Annotated in this window: 18 protein-coding genes; 4 read left to right on the forward strand and 14 right to left on the reverse strand. The window is 44.0% G+C overall.

What is annotated here, in order from left to right; translation table 11 throughout:
- Positions 1–14: 14 nt before the first annotated feature.
- The 8 genes from ACXAFM_RS13645 to ACXAFM_RS13680 all read right to left on the reverse strand — a co-directional run bounded on the left by ACXAFM_RS13645 (position 15) and on the right by ACXAFM_RS13680 (position 7,494).
- Positions 15–344: a DMT family transporter gene (locus ACXAFM_RS13645; protein WP_071815800.1), complete on the reverse strand. Its 330-nt coding sequence runs from the start codon at positions 342–344 to the stop codon at positions 15–17.
- Positions 345–371: 27 nt separating this feature from the next.
- Positions 372–968, reverse strand: a complete 597-nt coding sequence (locus tag ACXAFM_RS13650) for a DUF7010 family protein (RefSeq protein ID WP_474830373.1) — start codon at positions 966–968, stop codon at positions 372–374.
- A 124-nt stretch (positions 969–1,092) separates the two neighbouring features.
- Positions 1,093–2,475, reverse strand: coding sequence for an MFS transporter (locus ACXAFM_RS13655; protein WP_474830595.1), 1,383 nt, complete (start codon positions 2,473–2,475; stop codon positions 1,093–1,095).
- Positions 2,476–2,494: 19 nt separating this feature from the next.
- Positions 2,495–3,070 (reverse strand): BON domain-containing protein, encoded by a 576-nt coding sequence (locus ACXAFM_RS13660; RefSeq protein ID WP_474809221.1) that lies wholly within the window; start codon positions 3,068–3,070, stop codon positions 2,495–2,497.
- Between the two features lie 23 nt (positions 3,071–3,093).
- Positions 3,094–3,690, reverse strand: a complete 597-nt coding sequence (locus ACXAFM_RS13665) for a phosphoheptose isomerase (protein ID WP_118492632.1) — start codon at positions 3,688–3,690, stop codon at positions 3,094–3,096.
- A 173-nt stretch (positions 3,691–3,863) separates the two neighbouring features.
- Complete coding sequence (locus ACXAFM_RS13670) at positions 3,864–4,952, reverse strand: glycosyltransferase family 4 protein (RefSeq protein WP_474830376.1); 1,089 nt, start codon at positions 4,950–4,952, stop codon at positions 3,864–3,866.
- A gap of 181 nt (positions 4,953–5,133) precedes the next feature.
- Positions 5,134–5,475: a YraN family protein gene (locus tag ACXAFM_RS13675; protein ID WP_474830378.1), complete on the reverse strand. Its 342-nt coding sequence runs from the start codon at positions 5,473–5,475 to the stop codon at positions 5,134–5,136.
- 3 nt (positions 5,476–5,478) lie between these two features.
- On the reverse strand, positions 5,479–7,494 hold the full coding sequence (locus tag ACXAFM_RS13680) for a penicillin-binding protein activator (RefSeq protein ID WP_474830380.1): 2,016 nt from the start codon (positions 7,492–7,494) through the stop codon (positions 5,479–5,481).
- A 141-nt stretch (positions 7,495–7,635) separates the two neighbouring features.
- On the opposite strand from ACXAFM_RS13680, the gene rsmI reads away from it, so the two are divergent.
- A complete protein-coding gene (rsmI, locus tag ACXAFM_RS13685) occupies positions 7,636–8,472 on the forward strand; it encodes a 16S rRNA (cytidine(1402)-2'-O)-methyltransferase (RefSeq protein WP_474830382.1) in 837 nt (278 codons plus the stop codon).
- Between the two features lie 224 nt (positions 8,473–8,696).
- Positions 8,697–8,840 carry a hypothetical protein gene (locus ACXAFM_RS13690; protein ID WP_474834931.1) on the forward strand — a complete coding sequence of 48 codons (144 nt, stop codon included), beginning with the start codon at positions 8,697–8,699 and terminating at the stop codon, positions 8,838–8,840.
- A 77-nt stretch (positions 8,841–8,917) separates the two neighbouring features.
- Here the strand turns inward: ACXAFM_RS13690 and ACXAFM_RS13695 are convergent, their stop codons facing one another.
- The 5 genes from ACXAFM_RS13695 to ACXAFM_RS13715 all read right to left on the reverse strand — a co-directional run bounded on the left by ACXAFM_RS13695 (position 8,918) and on the right by ACXAFM_RS13715 (position 14,905).
- Complete coding sequence (locus ACXAFM_RS13695) at positions 8,918–10,273, reverse strand: CsgG/HfaB family protein (protein WP_474805278.1); 1,356 nt, start codon at positions 10,271–10,273, stop codon at positions 8,918–8,920.
- 251 nt (positions 10,274–10,524) lie between these two features.
- Complete coding sequence (gene nspC, locus ACXAFM_RS13700; protein ID WP_474830385.1) at positions 10,525–11,655, reverse strand: carboxynorspermidine decarboxylase; 1,131 nt, start codon at positions 11,653–11,655, stop codon at positions 10,525–10,527.
- 187 nt (positions 11,656–11,842) lie between these two features.
- The gene (locus ACXAFM_RS13705) at positions 11,843–13,045 is read right to left on the reverse strand and encodes a saccharopine dehydrogenase family protein (RefSeq protein ID WP_269916754.1); all 1,203 of its coding nucleotides are present in this window, start codon (positions 13,043–13,045) and stop codon (positions 11,843–11,845) included.
- A 228-nt stretch (positions 13,046–13,273) separates the two neighbouring features.
- The gene (locus ACXAFM_RS13710; RefSeq protein WP_474830387.1) at positions 13,274–13,684 is read right to left on the reverse strand and encodes a hypothetical protein; all 411 of its coding nucleotides are present in this window, start codon (positions 13,682–13,684) and stop codon (positions 13,274–13,276) included.
- Between the two features lie 183 nt (positions 13,685–13,867).
- On the reverse strand, positions 13,868–14,905 hold the full coding sequence (locus ACXAFM_RS13715) for an AraC family transcriptional regulator (RefSeq protein ID WP_474830389.1): 1,038 nt from the start codon (positions 14,903–14,905) through the stop codon (positions 13,868–13,870).
- 99 nt (positions 14,906–15,004) lie between these two features.
- On the opposite strand from ACXAFM_RS13715, the gene ACXAFM_RS13720 reads away from it, so the two are divergent.
- Together ACXAFM_RS13720 and ACXAFM_RS13725 are read left to right on the forward strand one after the other, a co-directional pair.
- The gene (locus tag ACXAFM_RS13720; protein ID WP_474830391.1) at positions 15,005–15,433 is read left to right on the forward strand and encodes an SRPBCC family protein; all 429 of its coding nucleotides are present in this window, start codon (positions 15,005–15,007) and stop codon (positions 15,431–15,433) included.
- The gene (locus ACXAFM_RS13725; protein ID WP_474830393.1) at positions 15,420–16,232 is read left to right on the forward strand and encodes a sterol desaturase family protein; all 813 of its coding nucleotides are present in this window, start codon (positions 15,420–15,422) and stop codon (positions 16,230–16,232) included. The genes ACXAFM_RS13720 and ACXAFM_RS13725 overlap by 14 nt, the downstream gene beginning before the upstream one ends.
- A gap of 5 nt (positions 16,233–16,237) precedes the next feature.
- Here ACXAFM_RS13725 and ACXAFM_RS13730 read toward each other — a convergent pair whose 3' ends face one another.
- Complete coding sequence (locus ACXAFM_RS13730; RefSeq protein ID WP_474830395.1) at positions 16,238–17,158, reverse strand: 1-aminocyclopropane-1-carboxylate deaminase/D-cysteine desulfhydrase; 921 nt, start codon at positions 17,156–17,158, stop codon at positions 16,238–16,240.
- Between the last annotated feature and the right edge of the window lie 146 nt (positions 17,159–17,304).

Below are 17,304 nucleotides of genomic sequence, written 5' to 3' on the forward strand. Positions count from 1 at the left end.
TGAGTACTTCGTCCCTATTGAAATACAACGGCTGACTTGCTGGTGATAAGCAAAGTGCCAGAGATAATTAACATAATACCCAGCACGGCATAAATGTCGAAAGTTTGTTTCCAAAATACCACCGAAGCAGCGGTGATAAGCGCAATACCCATGCCTGACCAAATGGCATAGGCGACGCCAATTCCCATGTTTTTTAAGACCATGGCAAACAACATACCTGACACGGTATAGAAAAATATAGCGCCGTAGCCAAAGGCCCATTTCTCCCATCCGTTCGACATTTTAAGCAACATGGTAGCCGTAACCTCAGTGATAATTGCAACCGCTAAAAGTAAGTAAGTCATCGTATATTCCTTCTTGTTAAAGTGAAATTAGTTAGATTTGATTGCTTGAAAACGGCGTTCAAGAGTGATGAGCGACACAATGTAGACAGCGACAATTACCGCCGAAATTACTTCTACTCGTGCTTCCGGAAACAGGTACCAAGCTACAACAATGCCGAAGGTTCTTGCGATAGTGTGAAAATAGCCAACCCAATGCTCTATCGCCCAGGATAAAGGCATCCACATTAGTCCTGCGAGAATACCGATACTCAGCGGCACGGTTGTGTGGTCAATAGCGGCAACCGGAAGGGCGATGGCAAAAACCAGTAGGCTCATAAGCATACCAACAAAGAAAAGGCGGTCGAAGCTGTTCTTTACTGCGCTTTTCGCAAAGAATCTTTCACCGGTAAGGTAAGACAAGCCTGCGCCTAGATAGAAAATTGCCCCTGTGCCGATATAAAGCATCCAGGTTATGGTGAACTCAGATACAAAGGGAGCACTTATACCAAGGAACGCCCAAACAATTGTGCCAGCAAGCGGCATAGCAATGAATCTATTGTTTTTGAAGTCTTCACGCTGTTCTTCCAATGAAAGAGGGGAGTTCTGAATACTGGTTGTAGAAGCGTGGTCTAATATATCTTCCATTTGCTTTACCTAGTGTTGTAATGTCGATAGGTAAAGTATGCAAAAGTGTCTTAGATAGCGTTAGTCACAAACGTCACCAATCGCATGTGACATTTGTCACAAGATTTACAAGCATGGGCTTGGTCTAGCTTTGTCGCGCTCTTTTTGCCTTGCGCTTGTTTAACACAGAGTCACCATCTTCTTTCGAAAGCATTAAGCTGTCGTAAATACTCACTAGCGCCACAGCGCCCATAAACATCATAGATAGGGTGAAGGTCTGTAGGTTTGGCGTGTCGGGGCTTTGTCCAAGAATGAAGGCTGCAGCAGCGATTGCAAGCGCTGATAAGGTAATTCCAAGGCCGCGATTCATTTGCATTAGAATAGCGCCTAAGGTATTCGCATCTCGCATTTTATTGGGTGGTACGTCGGCAAAAGCAATAGTATTTATTAACGTTAAGTGCATTGAGCGAGTCACGCCGTTAGCAAACAAGATAGCGGCAATGGTAAAGGACGACGTAGCGTGATTTATCATAGCTAGCGCGACAAAACCAAGAGCGATTAGCACTCCGTTCACTACAAGCACACGTTTGAAACCAAACGTGTTCATGATCCACGTTGTTGCGGGCTTTATCGCCAAGTTTCCTACAAAAAGCCACAGCAATAGTGAACCAGCCTCGACAGGAGAATAGCCTAGACCAAGCTGCAGCATAAGCGGTACAAGAAACGGTGCACTACCAAGCGCAACTCGTACCACAGAACCACCGTAAACAGAAAGTCTGAAGGTTTTATGCTGCATGGCATCAAATGAAAATAGGGGATTCTTGGCGTTTTTAACATGCCTTATTGCGAGAATCATGAGTGTTAAACCAACGGCAATGACGCCAAGAGACTGAAGAAGTTTGTCGCTGGTACTGGCAAGAAACTCGATACCAGCCATAAAAAGCGCAAAGCCTACGCCGGTAAGCAAAAAGCCTTTAATATCAAATTTTCCTACATCACCTTTGGTGTTTCGCAAAAGGTAAAGAGAGGCGACTATTGCGATGATACCCAGCGGGATATTCATATAAAATATCCACTGCCAGCTAAAATGTGTAGCTATGTAGCCGCCAAGCACTGGGCCTAACAGCGGTGCACTCAAAGCGGGCCATGTAATAATAGCTACGGTTTTTACTAGTTTTTCTTTGGGCAAATCCCGCAATACTACTAATCTTCCAACCGGCACCATCATAGCACCGCCTAACCCTTGAAGAATGCGAGATAACGTAAATTCAAATAGGCTGGTACTTAAGCCACAAAGAACCGAAGCAAAAGTAAAAACGGCAATCGCCGCTATAAATATTGTGCGAGCCCCAAATTTGTCAGCAGCGTAGCCGCTTAAAGGGATAAAGAGCGTAACGGCTACCAAATAAGCCGACACGCCGATAGAAAGGTGGGCTGCCGGCACATTGAAGTCGGCAGCAATAACAGGGAGCGCCGTGGTAATTACCGTGGCGTCCAAAATTTCCATAAAGAGTGCCCCTGCTACCAAAAGGGCAGTGGCGAACTCTCTATTGAACAATTTCAAAGGCTCTAACGACGCGAGCTACACCCGTAATATTACGCGCAATATCGACCGCAGCTGTAGCTTCAAGGTTAGTTAATCGACCCATTAAAAATACCTCTGAGTCTTGCACTACCACTTTAATCTGAAGAGCCGGTACGCGCTCATCTGCGACTATCTTGGTGCGTACTTTTGACGCGAGCCACAGGTCGTTGGCTTGTGTACCTGCACCTATTGGTTCGCCAATGCGTATTTGGTTGTGAATTTTCTTAATGTAGCTGACTTCCTGAGCACGGCTAACTGCCTCGTCTATAAGCCCTTGATTAGGGGCTTGACCGGTAAGTAAGGCAACACCGTTATAAACATCAACCTGAAGGTTAGTCTGCTCTTTAAGCGCGTCACTTTTCGACCATTGGTAAGACACCGCCGCATCGGCATTTTGATCGTCAAGTTGTGTACCTACCGTACGTCTATCGTTAGCCACTTTTGCTGCCATGGCGCCGGCAGCACCGACTGCCACCACGCAACCTTGTAATGTTAAAATTAGGGCTAATACAGTGCCAAGCAGGCTTAAGTTTTTTATTTGTCTACTCATAGTTAGTTTGATCAGTCGTCGCCATGATCAGCAGGAAATAAGCTGTCGTCAATGCATTCACATAGGTTGTGAATAACTAGAAGGTGCACTTCTTGAATACGTGCGGTACGGTTAGAAGGAACGCGAATTTCTACGTCATGCTCACTCAAAAAACCAGCCATTTCGCCGCCGTCTTTGCCGGTAAGGGCCACAATAGTCATATCGCGAGACAATGCCGCTTCCATTGCTGCGATAACATTACGAGAATTACCGCTAGTGGAGATAGCCAAAAGAATATCTCCAGGCTGGCCTAACGCACGTACCTGCTTGGCAAATATTTCGTCGTAACTGTAGTCATTAGCGATAGACGTGATGGTCGAGGTGTCTGTGCTTAACGCAATAGCAGGTAGGCTAGGACGGTCACGTTCATAGCGGTTTAACATTTCTGATGAAAAGTGCTGTGCGTCGCCAGCAGAACCACCATTACCACAGCTCAGTACTTTATTGCCTCTTATCAAGGCTTCAACCATCATGTACGCCGCTTTTTCAATATATTCTGGCAATATTTCCGATGCTGCAATTTTTGTCTGAATGCTCTCGGTAAAGTTCGCTTTTATTTGTTCAATCATCTGTTATCTCTTTGTTCTCAACAGCCTACTGATCTTTTTAAGTGGTTGTAGCACTAAGTTACAACGCACGGCTAAACATAATGATCAGTATCTGAAAAAAATTTGCTTATGCTTTGCATTATTAATATCAAATAACACGCGGCATGGCTTTTATTTCATTGCCAAGGCGTTGTTTACTGAAGTGAGCGAAAAAACTCAACTAAGTTCTTTGCTTCATCTTCAACCTTAAAGTTTTTTACAACGTGCTCACGACCGGCTTTGCCCATTTCTGCAAGTTTATTCATATCCGAAAGAAGTAAATCCATATGTTCAGTTACAGATTGCTGGTCTTTAGTAGGTACTATATACCCGTCAACTCCTGGCCTCACGATATCTTCCCATGCACCCGCCTGTGTTGCTAGTACAGCAGCGCCAGCACTCATCGCTTCAGGTACCGTTAAACCAAAGCCTTCGTTGTCGCTCAGTGCACTTACTAGAGACAATGCACTGAAGATTTTTGGAATCTGTTCAAACGGCAACTCACCTGTGAAAATAATGCGATCAGCTAGACCTGCTTCGGTCACTTTATCTTTAAGCTGATTCACAAACGTTTGGTTGCTTGAGGAAATAGCGCCCACCACCACAGCATTCACATCAGGGTATTTGGGAAATACTTTGATGCAAGCCTCCACAAAAAGATGAACGCCTTTTTGCTCTCTTACTCTACCTAAAATACCTATACCGTATTTTCCACCGTAACCTAGTGACTGCCAAGCTTCTTGTTTGTTTTCTGCTGGCGTATACTTGTCAATCTGCACACCGTGTAGATTGATTTTGGCAGGTGGTTTGTCTAAGTGCTTTGCGGAACGGTTACTCATCGCAATAACCGCATCCATCTTATCGCTTAACCACACCGTTGATGCTGAACGCTTTCGCTGGGCGGCCGAGCTAAATACAAGTTTTATTTTTCCGCGAAACACGTATTTGAGGATTATTCCCTGAATCATTTCATCAACGCGACGTGCGTGAAAAATACGCCACTTACCATTGCTAAGCGGTCTTCGACACATTTTAACGACTTCCCAGAATGTTATCGTCATCGAGGGATCCGGGACAAAATGTTTACCCATTATCCGCAAGTTGATCATGCGCTGTTGTATCGATGTCACTTGCAGCATAGTAGACGTTACGCCAGAAAAGCTGGCACTAGAGTTACCAACTATTAATTCTATTTCTTGGTTCTCAAGGTTACAGTTCGACATCTTGTTGTTGGGGGGACTCATTATTTGTAGGAACCTAAGGCACTTTCGTCAAATGGAAGAAAGCTTGTAAAACTAAGATAAAACAAATGGAATACCTTTTACTTTAAGACCTTGCCATTTATTCTTAAACGCGTTTACATCCAACACTTATATTCTTCCTTTTTCAGGGAGCATAAACCATATAGCTATATGTTGTGAGCCTCTATCCGACGTTCTTCAGCCACTGAAGGTTGCTTCCGTCTATGGCAATAACGTCTATCCGTAAGGGCGTAGATGTTGGATTCAGGTTATTATCTAACAAATAGAAACCAAACGCAGCATGAATTCGATTTAGCTTTTTAGCCGTTACAAATTCTATTGCACTGCCAAAATGATTCCGTTTCCGATATTTGACTTCAATACACACAATAGTATTGCCGTCTTGCATTACAATATCTAACTCACCACGTCGCGTACGGTAGTTTCGACACAGAAGGGTAAGCCCTTGTTCCTCAAGATAATGACAGGCTTTGTCTTCTGCTGCATTCCCTTGCAGTTTTGACATATTTTACTCCGACAGCATCTGTACTTTTTCGTTACGGATCATAGCTTGAGGCTGCTGGCGAATGACTTCGCCTTTCTCATTAAGCGAAAGGGTTCCGGTCAAGCCTTCATGTGAAAGGTATTTAAGCGTGTTTAGCATGCCTAGCTGGGGAAGCAGCTGGTAGGCATCGAAGCCAAACGCAAACAAACGTTTTTGCATGGTATTTTGATTTTGCCAAGCCTGCTCGACCTCTTGCTGAAGAGGTTGCCAACTGTGTGAAGGCATTAACCAAGGCATATCGATAAAGTGCACATTTTGTAAATCACGCCATTGGTTTTTTCCGCTATCGTAATCCATTGAACGAGATGTGGCATATACAGGAACTTGCTTTCCGTCGTAAGGGTTTAAGCTTGCTTCAATTATTGGGTTTAGCAGCTCTGTGTCTTGCGGAGACGCAAACGCAACTATAGCGTCAATATCGCGTCTGCTGCGAGGCATGTTGTACACTTCATTATTGGTCATGTACTCAATTTGATTAATGCGATCATTGCTTTGGGCAACGTCGAGCGCTTGAGTTATACCCTCGCGAAGCGAGTTGCTGTCGTTAAACGTAACCGAGGTTATGTTAGTGCGGCGTTTGTTCTCTTTATTATTAAGTGCCTTCCAATGCACTTTAAATGTGGTGTCCATTCGCTGATACAGACTGCTTTGAGCCGCAATAACGATAGGTGCACGATAGCCTTTATTAAAAATAAATTCGGCAAGTTGCTTGGCTTCATCTTCCGGGGCAAGGCCGAAAAAATTCAAAGAGGTTGCTAAATCCAGTTTATCTAGCTCTCCTTGGGTTTCTGTATCTGTCAGCATGCTTCCTGCCGAATCAGTGACATTATTTAACGCAGAATTTGATGATGTCGTTAATCTACTCTTGGCCGGCGTTCCGTTTGCATTTGCTTGGTTTATTAGTTCTTCTGGACGATTCAATGCCAGTACGTTCACCCCAACAGGCAAATTGGGGATTAAATTTTCTACAGTATCTTTAAGTAGCGGTCCGACAATAAATTTAGTGTCGCCGATTTCATTAAGTAGGTGCTGCGCATCAACGCCGTTTGTATCAATAAAACGTAGGCGTGGCAGAAGGTGCTCATCTTGGCGTTTTTCAACATCGGTGTAATAGGCCGACATTATACCATTTTTTACTGTTTGCCCCGTACGTGCAAAACGGCCGGAAAGTGGAAGTAGTACTACAATATCATTGGCGCCAGCGTCGGTAAGTTGCGTTGCTTTAAGTATATTGTCAGGCAAAGTCGTTTCTAAAATATGGCCGCGATAAACTTGCTGAAAATTTTGAAGCTCTCTTGCCAATGTTGCGGGCGATGAAGCATTGGCTTCAGTCAACTCGCGAAGCGTGATGAAAGGTGATAGAGCGGGATACGCCTTTCCTACTTTTGAAAGCGTTTCTGTCGGTATGGAAGTGAGCCACTGCCATACCTGCTTTACTTTATCTTCGTCTGGCAAGTTGGTGTTTAGCACGCTATTGGCTGCTGCTGCAAAATTACCTTGCTGTGAGTACAACTGAGTTTGAAGTTCTGCTTTTTGAAATGCAGTTTCACCTGTACCCATTACACCATCGAGCATTGCCAGCAATTCGTCTGCTGACGCATCAGGCATTCCCGCATAGGCTTTGGTAACTAAAAGAGAATAGTACGAGTAGTTACGTTCTGACACACCATCTTCTTTAACTTCATACAACACCTGCTGCGCCAATACAGGTTGTTGGTTTTGAAGGTATAAATCAGCGGCTTGCAGCAAAAGTGCATCGCGCCGTTCTTTATCGCGGGTACGTTCCCATACCTTCTTAGCTTCTAGGAGTTTGTGCGAAGGTGTGACGTTCTCTTCAACCTGGGTGGTTTCAATTGGAGTCGGTTCCACTACCACAGGTTTCGACTGAGTTTGTGGAGTACTCCCACAACCCGATAGTACCAATACCGTAGCAATGGCTGACAGCGTAAAAATTTTTCCAGATTGTCCGATATGACGCACAGTTTCATTCCTTTTACATCGTTATAGGTCAAGTTTATCTTAACCAGTGTGAAAATCTACGCTTGCCAGCATAATCTGGACTAATGGCGTGATACACTTATCGCATAACCTTTCAATTTAACGTAAGACTTAACCACTGTTATGACAGACACCGCCACTCTTTATATTGTTCCTACGCCTATTGGCAACTTAGATGACATCAGTGCTAGAGCAATTCGCGTATTAAGTGAAGTTAACTGGATTGCTGCCGAGGACACCCGTCATAGCGCGCGACTTCTACAGCACTTTAGTATTGGAACTAAGACCCTTTCACTTCACGAGCATAATGAAGATAAGCGTACAGCTATGCTTTGTGAACGTTTGAAAGGTGGTGAATCTGTTGCTTTGATAAGTGATGCGGGCACGCCACTTATCAGCGACCCTGGTTTTGTTTTAGTGCGTAAATGCCGTGAGCAAGGCATTCCAGTTAGTGCTTTGCCCGGACCATGCGCCGCAATTACTGCATTAAGCGCGTCAGGACTGCCTACAGATAAATTTACATTTGAAGGCTTTTTGCCAGTTAAAACCCAAGCGCGTGAAGGTGTATTATCAGCGCTATTAGATCGAACTTTCACCACGGTTTACTATGAAGCGCCTCGTCGAATTCTAGATACGGTTACCGACATTCAGCGTGTATTAGGCGAACGCCACATTGTTGTGGCTAAAGAGTTGACTAAAACCTTTGAAACCTATGTAAGTGGTAACGCACAAGATGTGATTGATTATCTTAATGCCGATGCTTCACACCAAAAAGGTGAGTTCGTTGTGATGATTGGTCCCGCTAAGGTAAGTGACCAAGCAATACCCAGTGAAGCAATGTCACTCCTAAATACCTTGTGCGAGCACATGCCCTTGAAAAAAGCAGCGGCTGTGGTAGCAAGTCATTATGACTTGAAAAAGAATGCGCTGTATCAAGCAGGGCTAGATGCAAAAGCGTAATTTGCTCTAAGAAAGATTGATCTTAAGCGTCATAGGCGAAATACAAAGTAGTACATTGTATGACAGTCCAAGATGAATGGGCTGATTATTAAAGGAGGCGCAGATGACAAAGACTCTTAAAATCACCATGTCTGATGGCAAATGGCTGGTAGATATATTCTCTCAAACGAATGACTCTGGCGTTTACGATTTAATCACATCCAAATGATGTGACAGAAGTCTCATTGAACGAAGGTGAGATGTACGGCTTTCGCTACAGTTTGCAGGGGAAGCCTGGCACAACCTTTAAAATAGAATTAGGTAATGATGTCCTTGCTGAAGGAGAGATTGACAAATCTGAAGCTGCTTCGGGTAGTGGTGTGGTATAGCTATAACGTGTTACTACTATCAAAAGTATTGAGAGCCGAAGCCGCAATTTGCGGCTTCGGGTTCAATGTTCTAATAGCTAAATACCCTCTGGGAACAAGCTTTCTTTTGTTACTACCTGTATGCTTTCAATAACTTGACGCACTTCGTCGTCGAGTTTTTCATTTCGAAGCGCTAATGTCCGGTTTCGCTCAAACAGTTCGGTGTGGCTTTCCAACCTTCTTCCCATTTTTCTCCATGCTTGCACCCTAGCTTCATATGGCCATGCTTCAAGTTCAATACGGTGAGAATCTAACTGAGTTAGAAGCATGGTCGCGGCTGCCGCCATAGACATTCCGCCTGGCCAGTTAGGATTGTTATTTTCGGGGTCGAAGGAGACGAACGCAGTCATTAATGGGCCATAGTTTTTCAGCCAGTCATAGTACCTATTAAAGGCTTTTTCATCGTATTCATCGACGTCAAAATTGTAAGACCTGCGGTCTGAAACGGTGACCCTAGAAGGCGTGTTGTCGACATAGACGGCAGTGGTTGTTGTTGAGGTAGTTATCGCTGGCGCATCGGTAGCATCTGGCATGGCATCATCAGCGCCCCCCACTGTTAACCTTCCTCCTTTTCCTAGCCCCCCTTCAACTTCTTGCGCTTTGTAAGAGCGAAGTGCGACCACCATCTGGTTAAAAGAATCGGCAAAAGCAGTGACCAGCATTTTACCTTCAGGTGTTTTTGAGAAGCCGCCAGCGCCACCTGCTGCTGCGCCAGCAAACATGCCGCCAAACAAGCTAAAGTCGTGATTCGCAGCACTACCTGTTGCAGCAGAAACCTGAACACCGGAGCGGTTATCTATAAGCAGTAACGAGGTAGCCGCTTCATTCTTGCTAAAACCTCCGCCAACGATAGAGCCTAATGTGCCAAACAGTGCACCGGCTATGGCTTTACCACCCTGGGTTTTTTCGGCAAAAAGTACAGATGGGCTGAGCGTGTAATCAGCTGCTACCATTTGGCCGCCCCCAATATTTGAACCAGAGCGAAGTTGCCCAGACTGCATTAGCTGACGCTCGGTGTTCATTGCATTCATAGCGCGGCCACGCTCAACAATGACAAAACAGTTAGACTGTTGAATCATTAACCTGATAACAGGAATGGTGCTGCCGAGTTTTGGGTAAGTTCTGCGGTACTCTGACCACCAGGGCAAACTTGTATCTTCAAAAACACTTAATGTACCGAGTGTTTCGTCACAATTCTCTAATTGCGCATTATTGTTTGAAGCCGTAGCGCCGCCGGCGCCACCACTTACTGCGCCTGAACTTCCACCTCCCATAGAAGGAGTTGTCGACATACAGGCCGTAGTTAAAAGTAGCGCACTAAGCGCAGATACAATAGGTTTGGCAAATGTGTGTACTTGAGTTGCACAGTTTGAGCCTAGATTATTCCTTCTCACGATCAATTCCTCTGATAAAGATAAGATATAACCGAGACAGGCAATTATTGATGGTTTGATACAACACCTGAATTCGGTGTTGAACAAAAGACGACGGAGATTAGAGACTCACCTTGAATAGGGCGGTAGGTCGAAATTCCCTTTTGACGACTCAACACCCACAAAATAGCACTAGAGCAGATTGGGAACAAGCTAGTTGATCAAATAATGATCAATTAGCATTTGGTATACTTTTTAATGAAGGGTTAAGTTTAAGACAAACGGCCTTTAAAGTCTTCGTAACTGAACTCACGAACTAATTCGAAGTCGCCATTAGTTCGTAAAATACCAATAGCAGGGTGCTCTACACCGTTAAAGAATGTGGTTTTTACCATGGTGTAATGCATCATATCTTCGAACTGTAAACGATCGCCAGCTTTTAATGGTGCGTCAAATGAATAGACATCAATAACATCGCCAGCAAGACATGAATTTCCGCCTAGCTTCACGTTATATGCTTTTTCATCTGGCATACCTGCACCTAAAATGGCAGGGCGGTAAGGCATTTCCAAAACGTCCGGCATGTGAGCAGTGGCTGAAATATCTAAAATAGCGATATCCCCGTCATTTTCCACCATATCAACCACTTCACAAATTAGTGGGCCTGTTTGCCACGCAACCGCAGAGCCTGGCTCTAAGATAACGTCTAAGTGCGGGTAACGCGCTTTAAAGTCTTTTAGTGTTTTTATTAGGTGCTCTACATCATAACCGTCTCGAGTCATAAGATGACCGCCGCCTAGGTTCAACCATTTCAATTGACCAAGCCATTTACCAAAGCGCTTTTCGATAGCTTCAAGGGTGCGTGCAGTAGCAAAAGAATCACACTCACAAAGGTTGTGGCAGTGAAAACCCTCGATACCCGCCAGATCCACGCCTTCTAGTTCACTGGCGCGTATGCCTAAGCGCGAACCCGGTGCTGCTGGATCGTACAGTGGCGTATCCGCCTCTTGATGCTCAGGGTTTATGCGAAGGCCTAACGAAACGTTCGATAAGGTTTCTTTATGCGTATTCCACTGAGACAAACTATTGAAAGACAGATGGTTAACAAGGCTCGCTAGTTCCTTAGCGTCATTAACTTTGTACGCTGGAGAATAAGCATGTACTTCTTTACCCATCTCTGCCGCGAGTTTAGCTTCCCAAACCGAGCTTGCTGTTGCGCCGTGTAAATACTGTTTAATAATGTCGAAGCATGACCACATTGAAAAGCCTTTCAGCGCCAAAATGATGCGGGCACCTGATTCGTCTTGAACCCGTTTCATGAGCTCAAGGTTTTTAATTAACTTTTCTTCTTCCAGCACATAGCAAGGAGAAGGAATATCAGTGCGTTGAGTTAAATCGGTCAATGGGTAAAGCTCCAAAAAATAAAACTGCTTACAGCATTAATGAGGTGTCTAATGTATTACATAACCAGTCTTAGCTCAAAAAACGGCTGACTGGTACAGTTTAACAACCTGGGATGGTTTGAATTATTTCAATTGCAGTTATTGCGGTAACAAAAAAGGGCGCTTGAATTAAGCGCCCGGGTATCTACTATTTGGTGAAAGGGCTGCTTTCACATTCAAGAACGTGCCATGGTAGGCCGTGCTCGTTAAGCATATCCATGAATGGGTCTGGGTCGAATTGTTCCATGTTCCAAACGCCCGACTCTTTCCATGTACCATTAAGCATAAGTGCCGCGCCAATCATCGCCGGAACACCTGTGGTGTAAGATACGGCTTGCGCGCCTACTTCTTCATTACATTTTGCATGGTCACAGTTATTGTAGATAAAGATAGTCTTTTCTTTACCATCTTTAATACCTGTGATGTAGGTGCCAATACAGGTCATGCCGCTGTAGCCTTCAGCAAGTGAACCTGGGTTAGGCAGAACTGCTTTTAAGAACTCCAAAGGCACAATCTTTTGGCCTTGGAACTCAACTGGCTCAATGCTAGTCATACCAATGCCTTCAAGTACGCGCAGGTGGTTAAGGTAAGCATCACCAAAGGTCATCCAGAAGCGTGCACGCTTCAGAGTAGGGAAGTGCTTAACAATAGACTCTAGCTCTTCGTGGAACATCAGATAAGACGCACGAACCCCAATGTTTTGGTAATCTAGGTCTTCACGTACGCTTAGCGGATCGGTTTCTTTCCACTCGCCGTTTTCCCAAAAACGACCGCGTTGAGTAATTTCACGTATATTGATTTCAGGGTTGAAGTTAGTGGCGAAAGCTTGACCGTGATCGCCGCCGTTACAATCCACGATATCAAGATAGTGAATTTCGTCGAAATAATGCTTTGCCGCGTAAGCCGTGTAAACGTTTGTTACACCTGGATCGAACCCACTGCCAAGAAGCGCCATAATGCCCGCGTCTTTAAACTTGTCTTGGTAAGCCCACTGCCAAGAGTATTCGAATTTCGCTTCGTCTTTAGGCTCATAGTTGGCGGTGTCTAGGTAATCCGTGTTAGTGGCAAGACACGCATCCATAATAGGCAGGTCTTGGTATGGCAACGCTAGGTTGATTACTAGGTCTGGTTTTACTTCATTAATAAGTGCTTCAACTTCTTTTGCATTGTCGGCATCAACAGCGAAAACACCCTTAACGCGATCTGCACCTACTTCTTGTTGTAGTGCTTCACATTTAGAAACCGTGCGGCTTGCTAAGTAAATTTCGTCGAAATGTTGCGGTAAACGTGCACATTTTTTCACAGTTACCGACGCAACACCGCCAGCACCAATAATTAAAACGCGAGACATAATAACTAATCCCTAATTTTGCTAATGAATTTTGGGCTGAATGCTAGCAGACCAATGGGATTTGGCAAGCAAAGACAGCCTATGAAAGGACAAAAAATTTTAATCGTAACAACTCATGTAAAAGGTAGTGCACACATTGGGCGGCACTACCTCAAAAGACTACTGTAATAACTGATATAGGTCTCTACTAGCTCATTTGAAAAACAACATTTCCCTATCGCTGTTGCACTAGCGGGTTACCGTATCAATAGGGGGGGAAATTACTACTTTGTTACCTACTTTATAGTAAGGGTAAAGAATAAGTCGTTCTTCATGATTCGGTGTTGCAGTCGCAATGGCAATAGCATCAACCGTTTTACTGTCTTGAGTGTTAACTGCAGCTGCATACACTAAAACACTGTAACTGTTTGTATCTGTAGTGGTATCGATTATTCGCCACTGAAGCTGTTCAATAAGCTGTGACTCGTGTTTTTTAGTTCCAGTCTCGTCAGCAAAAATACAACCGATGCGACCATTTTCGTATATAGCGGCAAAAGGATAAAACACATCACACACGGGTAACATAAGCTCACATAGATTTAGTGACTTTGACACGAGTGCATTTAACTGCGTTGGCAATGTAACTGGACGGTCGATCATAGCGTATCTCCTGTGAGTTAGCGTTGCTGTACACCTGATAATACCTACGTGTTCCTGGTCACATTAGTTTAATAATCATAATTTAGATAGTAAAAAATTGCCTATTCAGACTAAAGATTATAAGTCACATCACCTTTCTCGAACCGCAATAGCGCATGCGGCAAGGTTAATAACGAGACATGGCTACTCTTTTGATAGTAGCTGTTTTTGATATTTAAGCGGTGTGGTGGAAAACCACTTTTTAAACGCATGGGTAAATGAAGATTGTTCTTGAAACCCTAATAAATCTGCGGTGTCGGCAATAGAGTATTGTTTAAGAAGGTCGTCTAAACGAGATTTGCGCTCACTATCAAGAATTTGCTGAAAGCTGGTTTTACTTTGCTTCAACTTTCGCTGCAGTGTGCGCGGGCTTATGAATAGCGCTTCGGCCACACGCTTTTGATTACAGCCCTTTAGCGTAGGGTTAGCGTTTAAAAGCGAAACGACTTTGTGGGCAATATCTTCGTGTGGATTAGGGTAAAAAAGGCGCTTGTTTGTTTGAGCAAGCCGTTCCTCTTTGCATTCGTTCATCTCTCTTTCTGTCACTTCTATAAGCGCGCTGAACATAGCCTTATTTTCACTTGTAAACGGCACATGCAGTAAGTGTAAGGGGAAGGTAATTGCGTTGGCGCGTGCACAATCAACTACCTTGCAGTTAAACCACTGGGCTAACGTATCTTTTTCCAGCGTGCTCAAGGGAAACGTAAAAGAAATAGCGTTTAATTGGCAGGCTGAACCCAATATTTTATAAACGGTTGCTACCCAAGCAGTGGTATTGCGCAACACCATTTGTTTGTTATCTGGGCTTTTAGGTACCCACTCAACTCGGGCCTTATCAGACTCAACAAATACGCTTGTTGTACCGATATCAGCGACTAACGCATCAAACCGGGTGAGCGCCCCTATGGCTTGAGCTAAATTTTCGCAACTTTCAACGAGGTAACCCAACACCCCGTAATCTTTTGCCTGAATATGTTTGCCTAACTCAAACCCAAATAATGAATTATTAGTAAGCGATACGCCTTGGTTTAACAGCTCGACATAGTCTTCCATGGAAACACGGGAAGAGCCTGAAAGTGAGCTATGCTTTTGCGTGATTCGCAACAGTTTATCTGTACTAACCTCTAAGCTAGTTAAATAGCTTTCGATACTTTGAATATAGGCAAAAGAAACCGATGGCATGTGCATGTCGTAATATAACAAAAATTCTGACGTATTAACGCAAGATCAAATACGAATGTCAATTTATGCTAATAACCATAAGAAAAGGACATGTCGTAAATGGTTAACGTTCATTACCAAAAAAATATCAATGCAAAGCCACAGGTGCTTCGCGATACGCTGCTTAACCACCAGAGTTTAAGTGACTTCTTTAATGCAACATTTAAGGTATTAAAAGTAGAAAATGATGGTGAAGTAAGCGGCGGAGTGGGCTGCGTTAGAGAGGTTAATATTTTAGGTGTTCGCTTTAAAGAAGAGATCGTTCACGCAGATACGAACGGCATTGAGTACAGAGTCGTTGATGACTTCCCAGTGAAGGCGCATAGGGGCGTTATCGCGTTCACGCGACAAGAAAACGCAACAAACGTTTCCTATCGTATAACCTGTCGGGCGCCTTGGTATATGCCGAGTTGGTTACTAACGCGCCTTTTACAAAACGACATCGAGCAATGTTTGAATAAGTTAGGAGCGCGTTTTGATCCCCGTTGAACTTATTTTACTTGGCTTAAGCCCGGTTTTTTTACTGTGTGTTTTTGTGGAGTTCAAGAAGGCACGGCAGTTTTATAATGTAAAAGACAGTGTGAACAATGCATTGCTTGCACTGCTTCACCAGGGCTCTGATGCTTTGGTGTTGCTACTGTTGATGCCTTTTTTTCATTGGTTACACCAGTTTTCGTTATTTAATATAGAGCTAACGGCATTGTCGCTCTTTGCAGGTTTTATCCTGCAAGACTTTTTGTACTACTGGTTTCACCGAGCTTCACACAACATACACTGGTTTTGGTTGGCCCATGTGGTGCATCACAGCTCAACAAAAATGAATTTCACCACAGCGTTTAGACAAAGTATTTTGTACCCATTTGTGGGCATGTGGCTTTTTTGGGTGCCAATGATACTCATTGGTTTTTCACCCAGTTTGGTATTTGCCATAGTCGCGATAAATCTGGCTTATCAGTTTTTTGTACATACGCAAACGATTGGTCATTTAGGCTGGGCAGAGCGTATCTTCAACACCCCTACTCATCACCGCATTCACCACGCAACCAATAAGCCTTATATTGATAAGAACTATGGTGGCGTACTTATTATATGGGATAAGTTATTCGGCACTTTCGCTGAAGAAGATAAAACAATCAGTATAAAGTACGGCATCGTTGGAAAGATGCCTGAGGATAATCCTCTAAGCGCCAACTTCAGTCAAATAGGTGTGCTGCGTGAACAGCTTCAGCAGGCAAAAGGAATAAGGGCAAAGTTAAAGAGACTGGTTGGCTATCCTGTTGCAGATTGATGAAATCATCTAGCACCTTGCAAACCTCCTGTATGCAATACAACAATGCGTGAACCTTCCTCAAACTTGCCTTTAGCCAGCATATCTTTAACGGCCCAGAAGGCTTTGCCTGAGTAAACTGGCTCTATTTCAAATTCCATGGTGTTATTGAATTCGTTGCAAAAGGTTTGAAGTTCACTTGGCGCTTTGGCGTAGCCACCAAAATGGTAGCTATGATCAATATGCCAATGTGTCTGGTTAGCTGTTGGAAGAAATGGCTCAACCAACCCCTCTAGATAGCCTTCACCTTTTAGTACACCTATGCCAATGGCTTTGTTGCGAGAACGAAAGTCAGTAGCCGTTGTACTATTACGTTTATTTAATGCATTTACAATTCCCGCCAATGTCGCGCCGCTTGCGACGGGCGTAACGATAAAATCAAAGTCTACCTCGATTTCATCGACCATATCTTTTATCCCCTGAAGCGCCAGGGCCTGGCTTCCACCTTCAGGAATGATGATCGCATTGGGGAACTGCAGCTTTAGTTCATCTAAATAGGCGCTATCGTTACGCTTTTTGTAGGTAACTCTATTTACATATTCAATGCGAACATCCCACCGCATCAAATCCTTAATCATTGGCGATGGTGCAGCACTGTAGTCGCCCCGAATAATGGCAGTAAAAGGAACTCCAAGTTTATAACAAGCAAACCCCAATGCATGGAGGTGATTAGAAAAGCCGCCACCGAAACTGATTATAGCTTTTGGTAAAGGGCCCGTTAGTGCATGGCTTAGCTTTCGCCATTTGTTTCCTGACATCACAGGGTGAATTGCATCGTCACGCTTAACATAAAGCGATACCTTGCTTGCACCCTCCCAGTTCGGTTTGAAAGGGATAAGAGGCGAAGGAAGAGTGAGTGACGTTTTAAATTCATCAAGGGAAAGCACGATGAGAGCCTAGGGACAGTTGATCAATTGGACATTGGCAAGAGTATAACCAGATAGAAATTCAATAAAAGACCTGTAATTTTTATTACGCTTTATAAGAGCATTTTTATGGTTACTAATAAAAACTGTATTTTACGAAAACCTGT

The organism is Alteromonas sp. ABD4_190 (assembly GCF_056160105.1).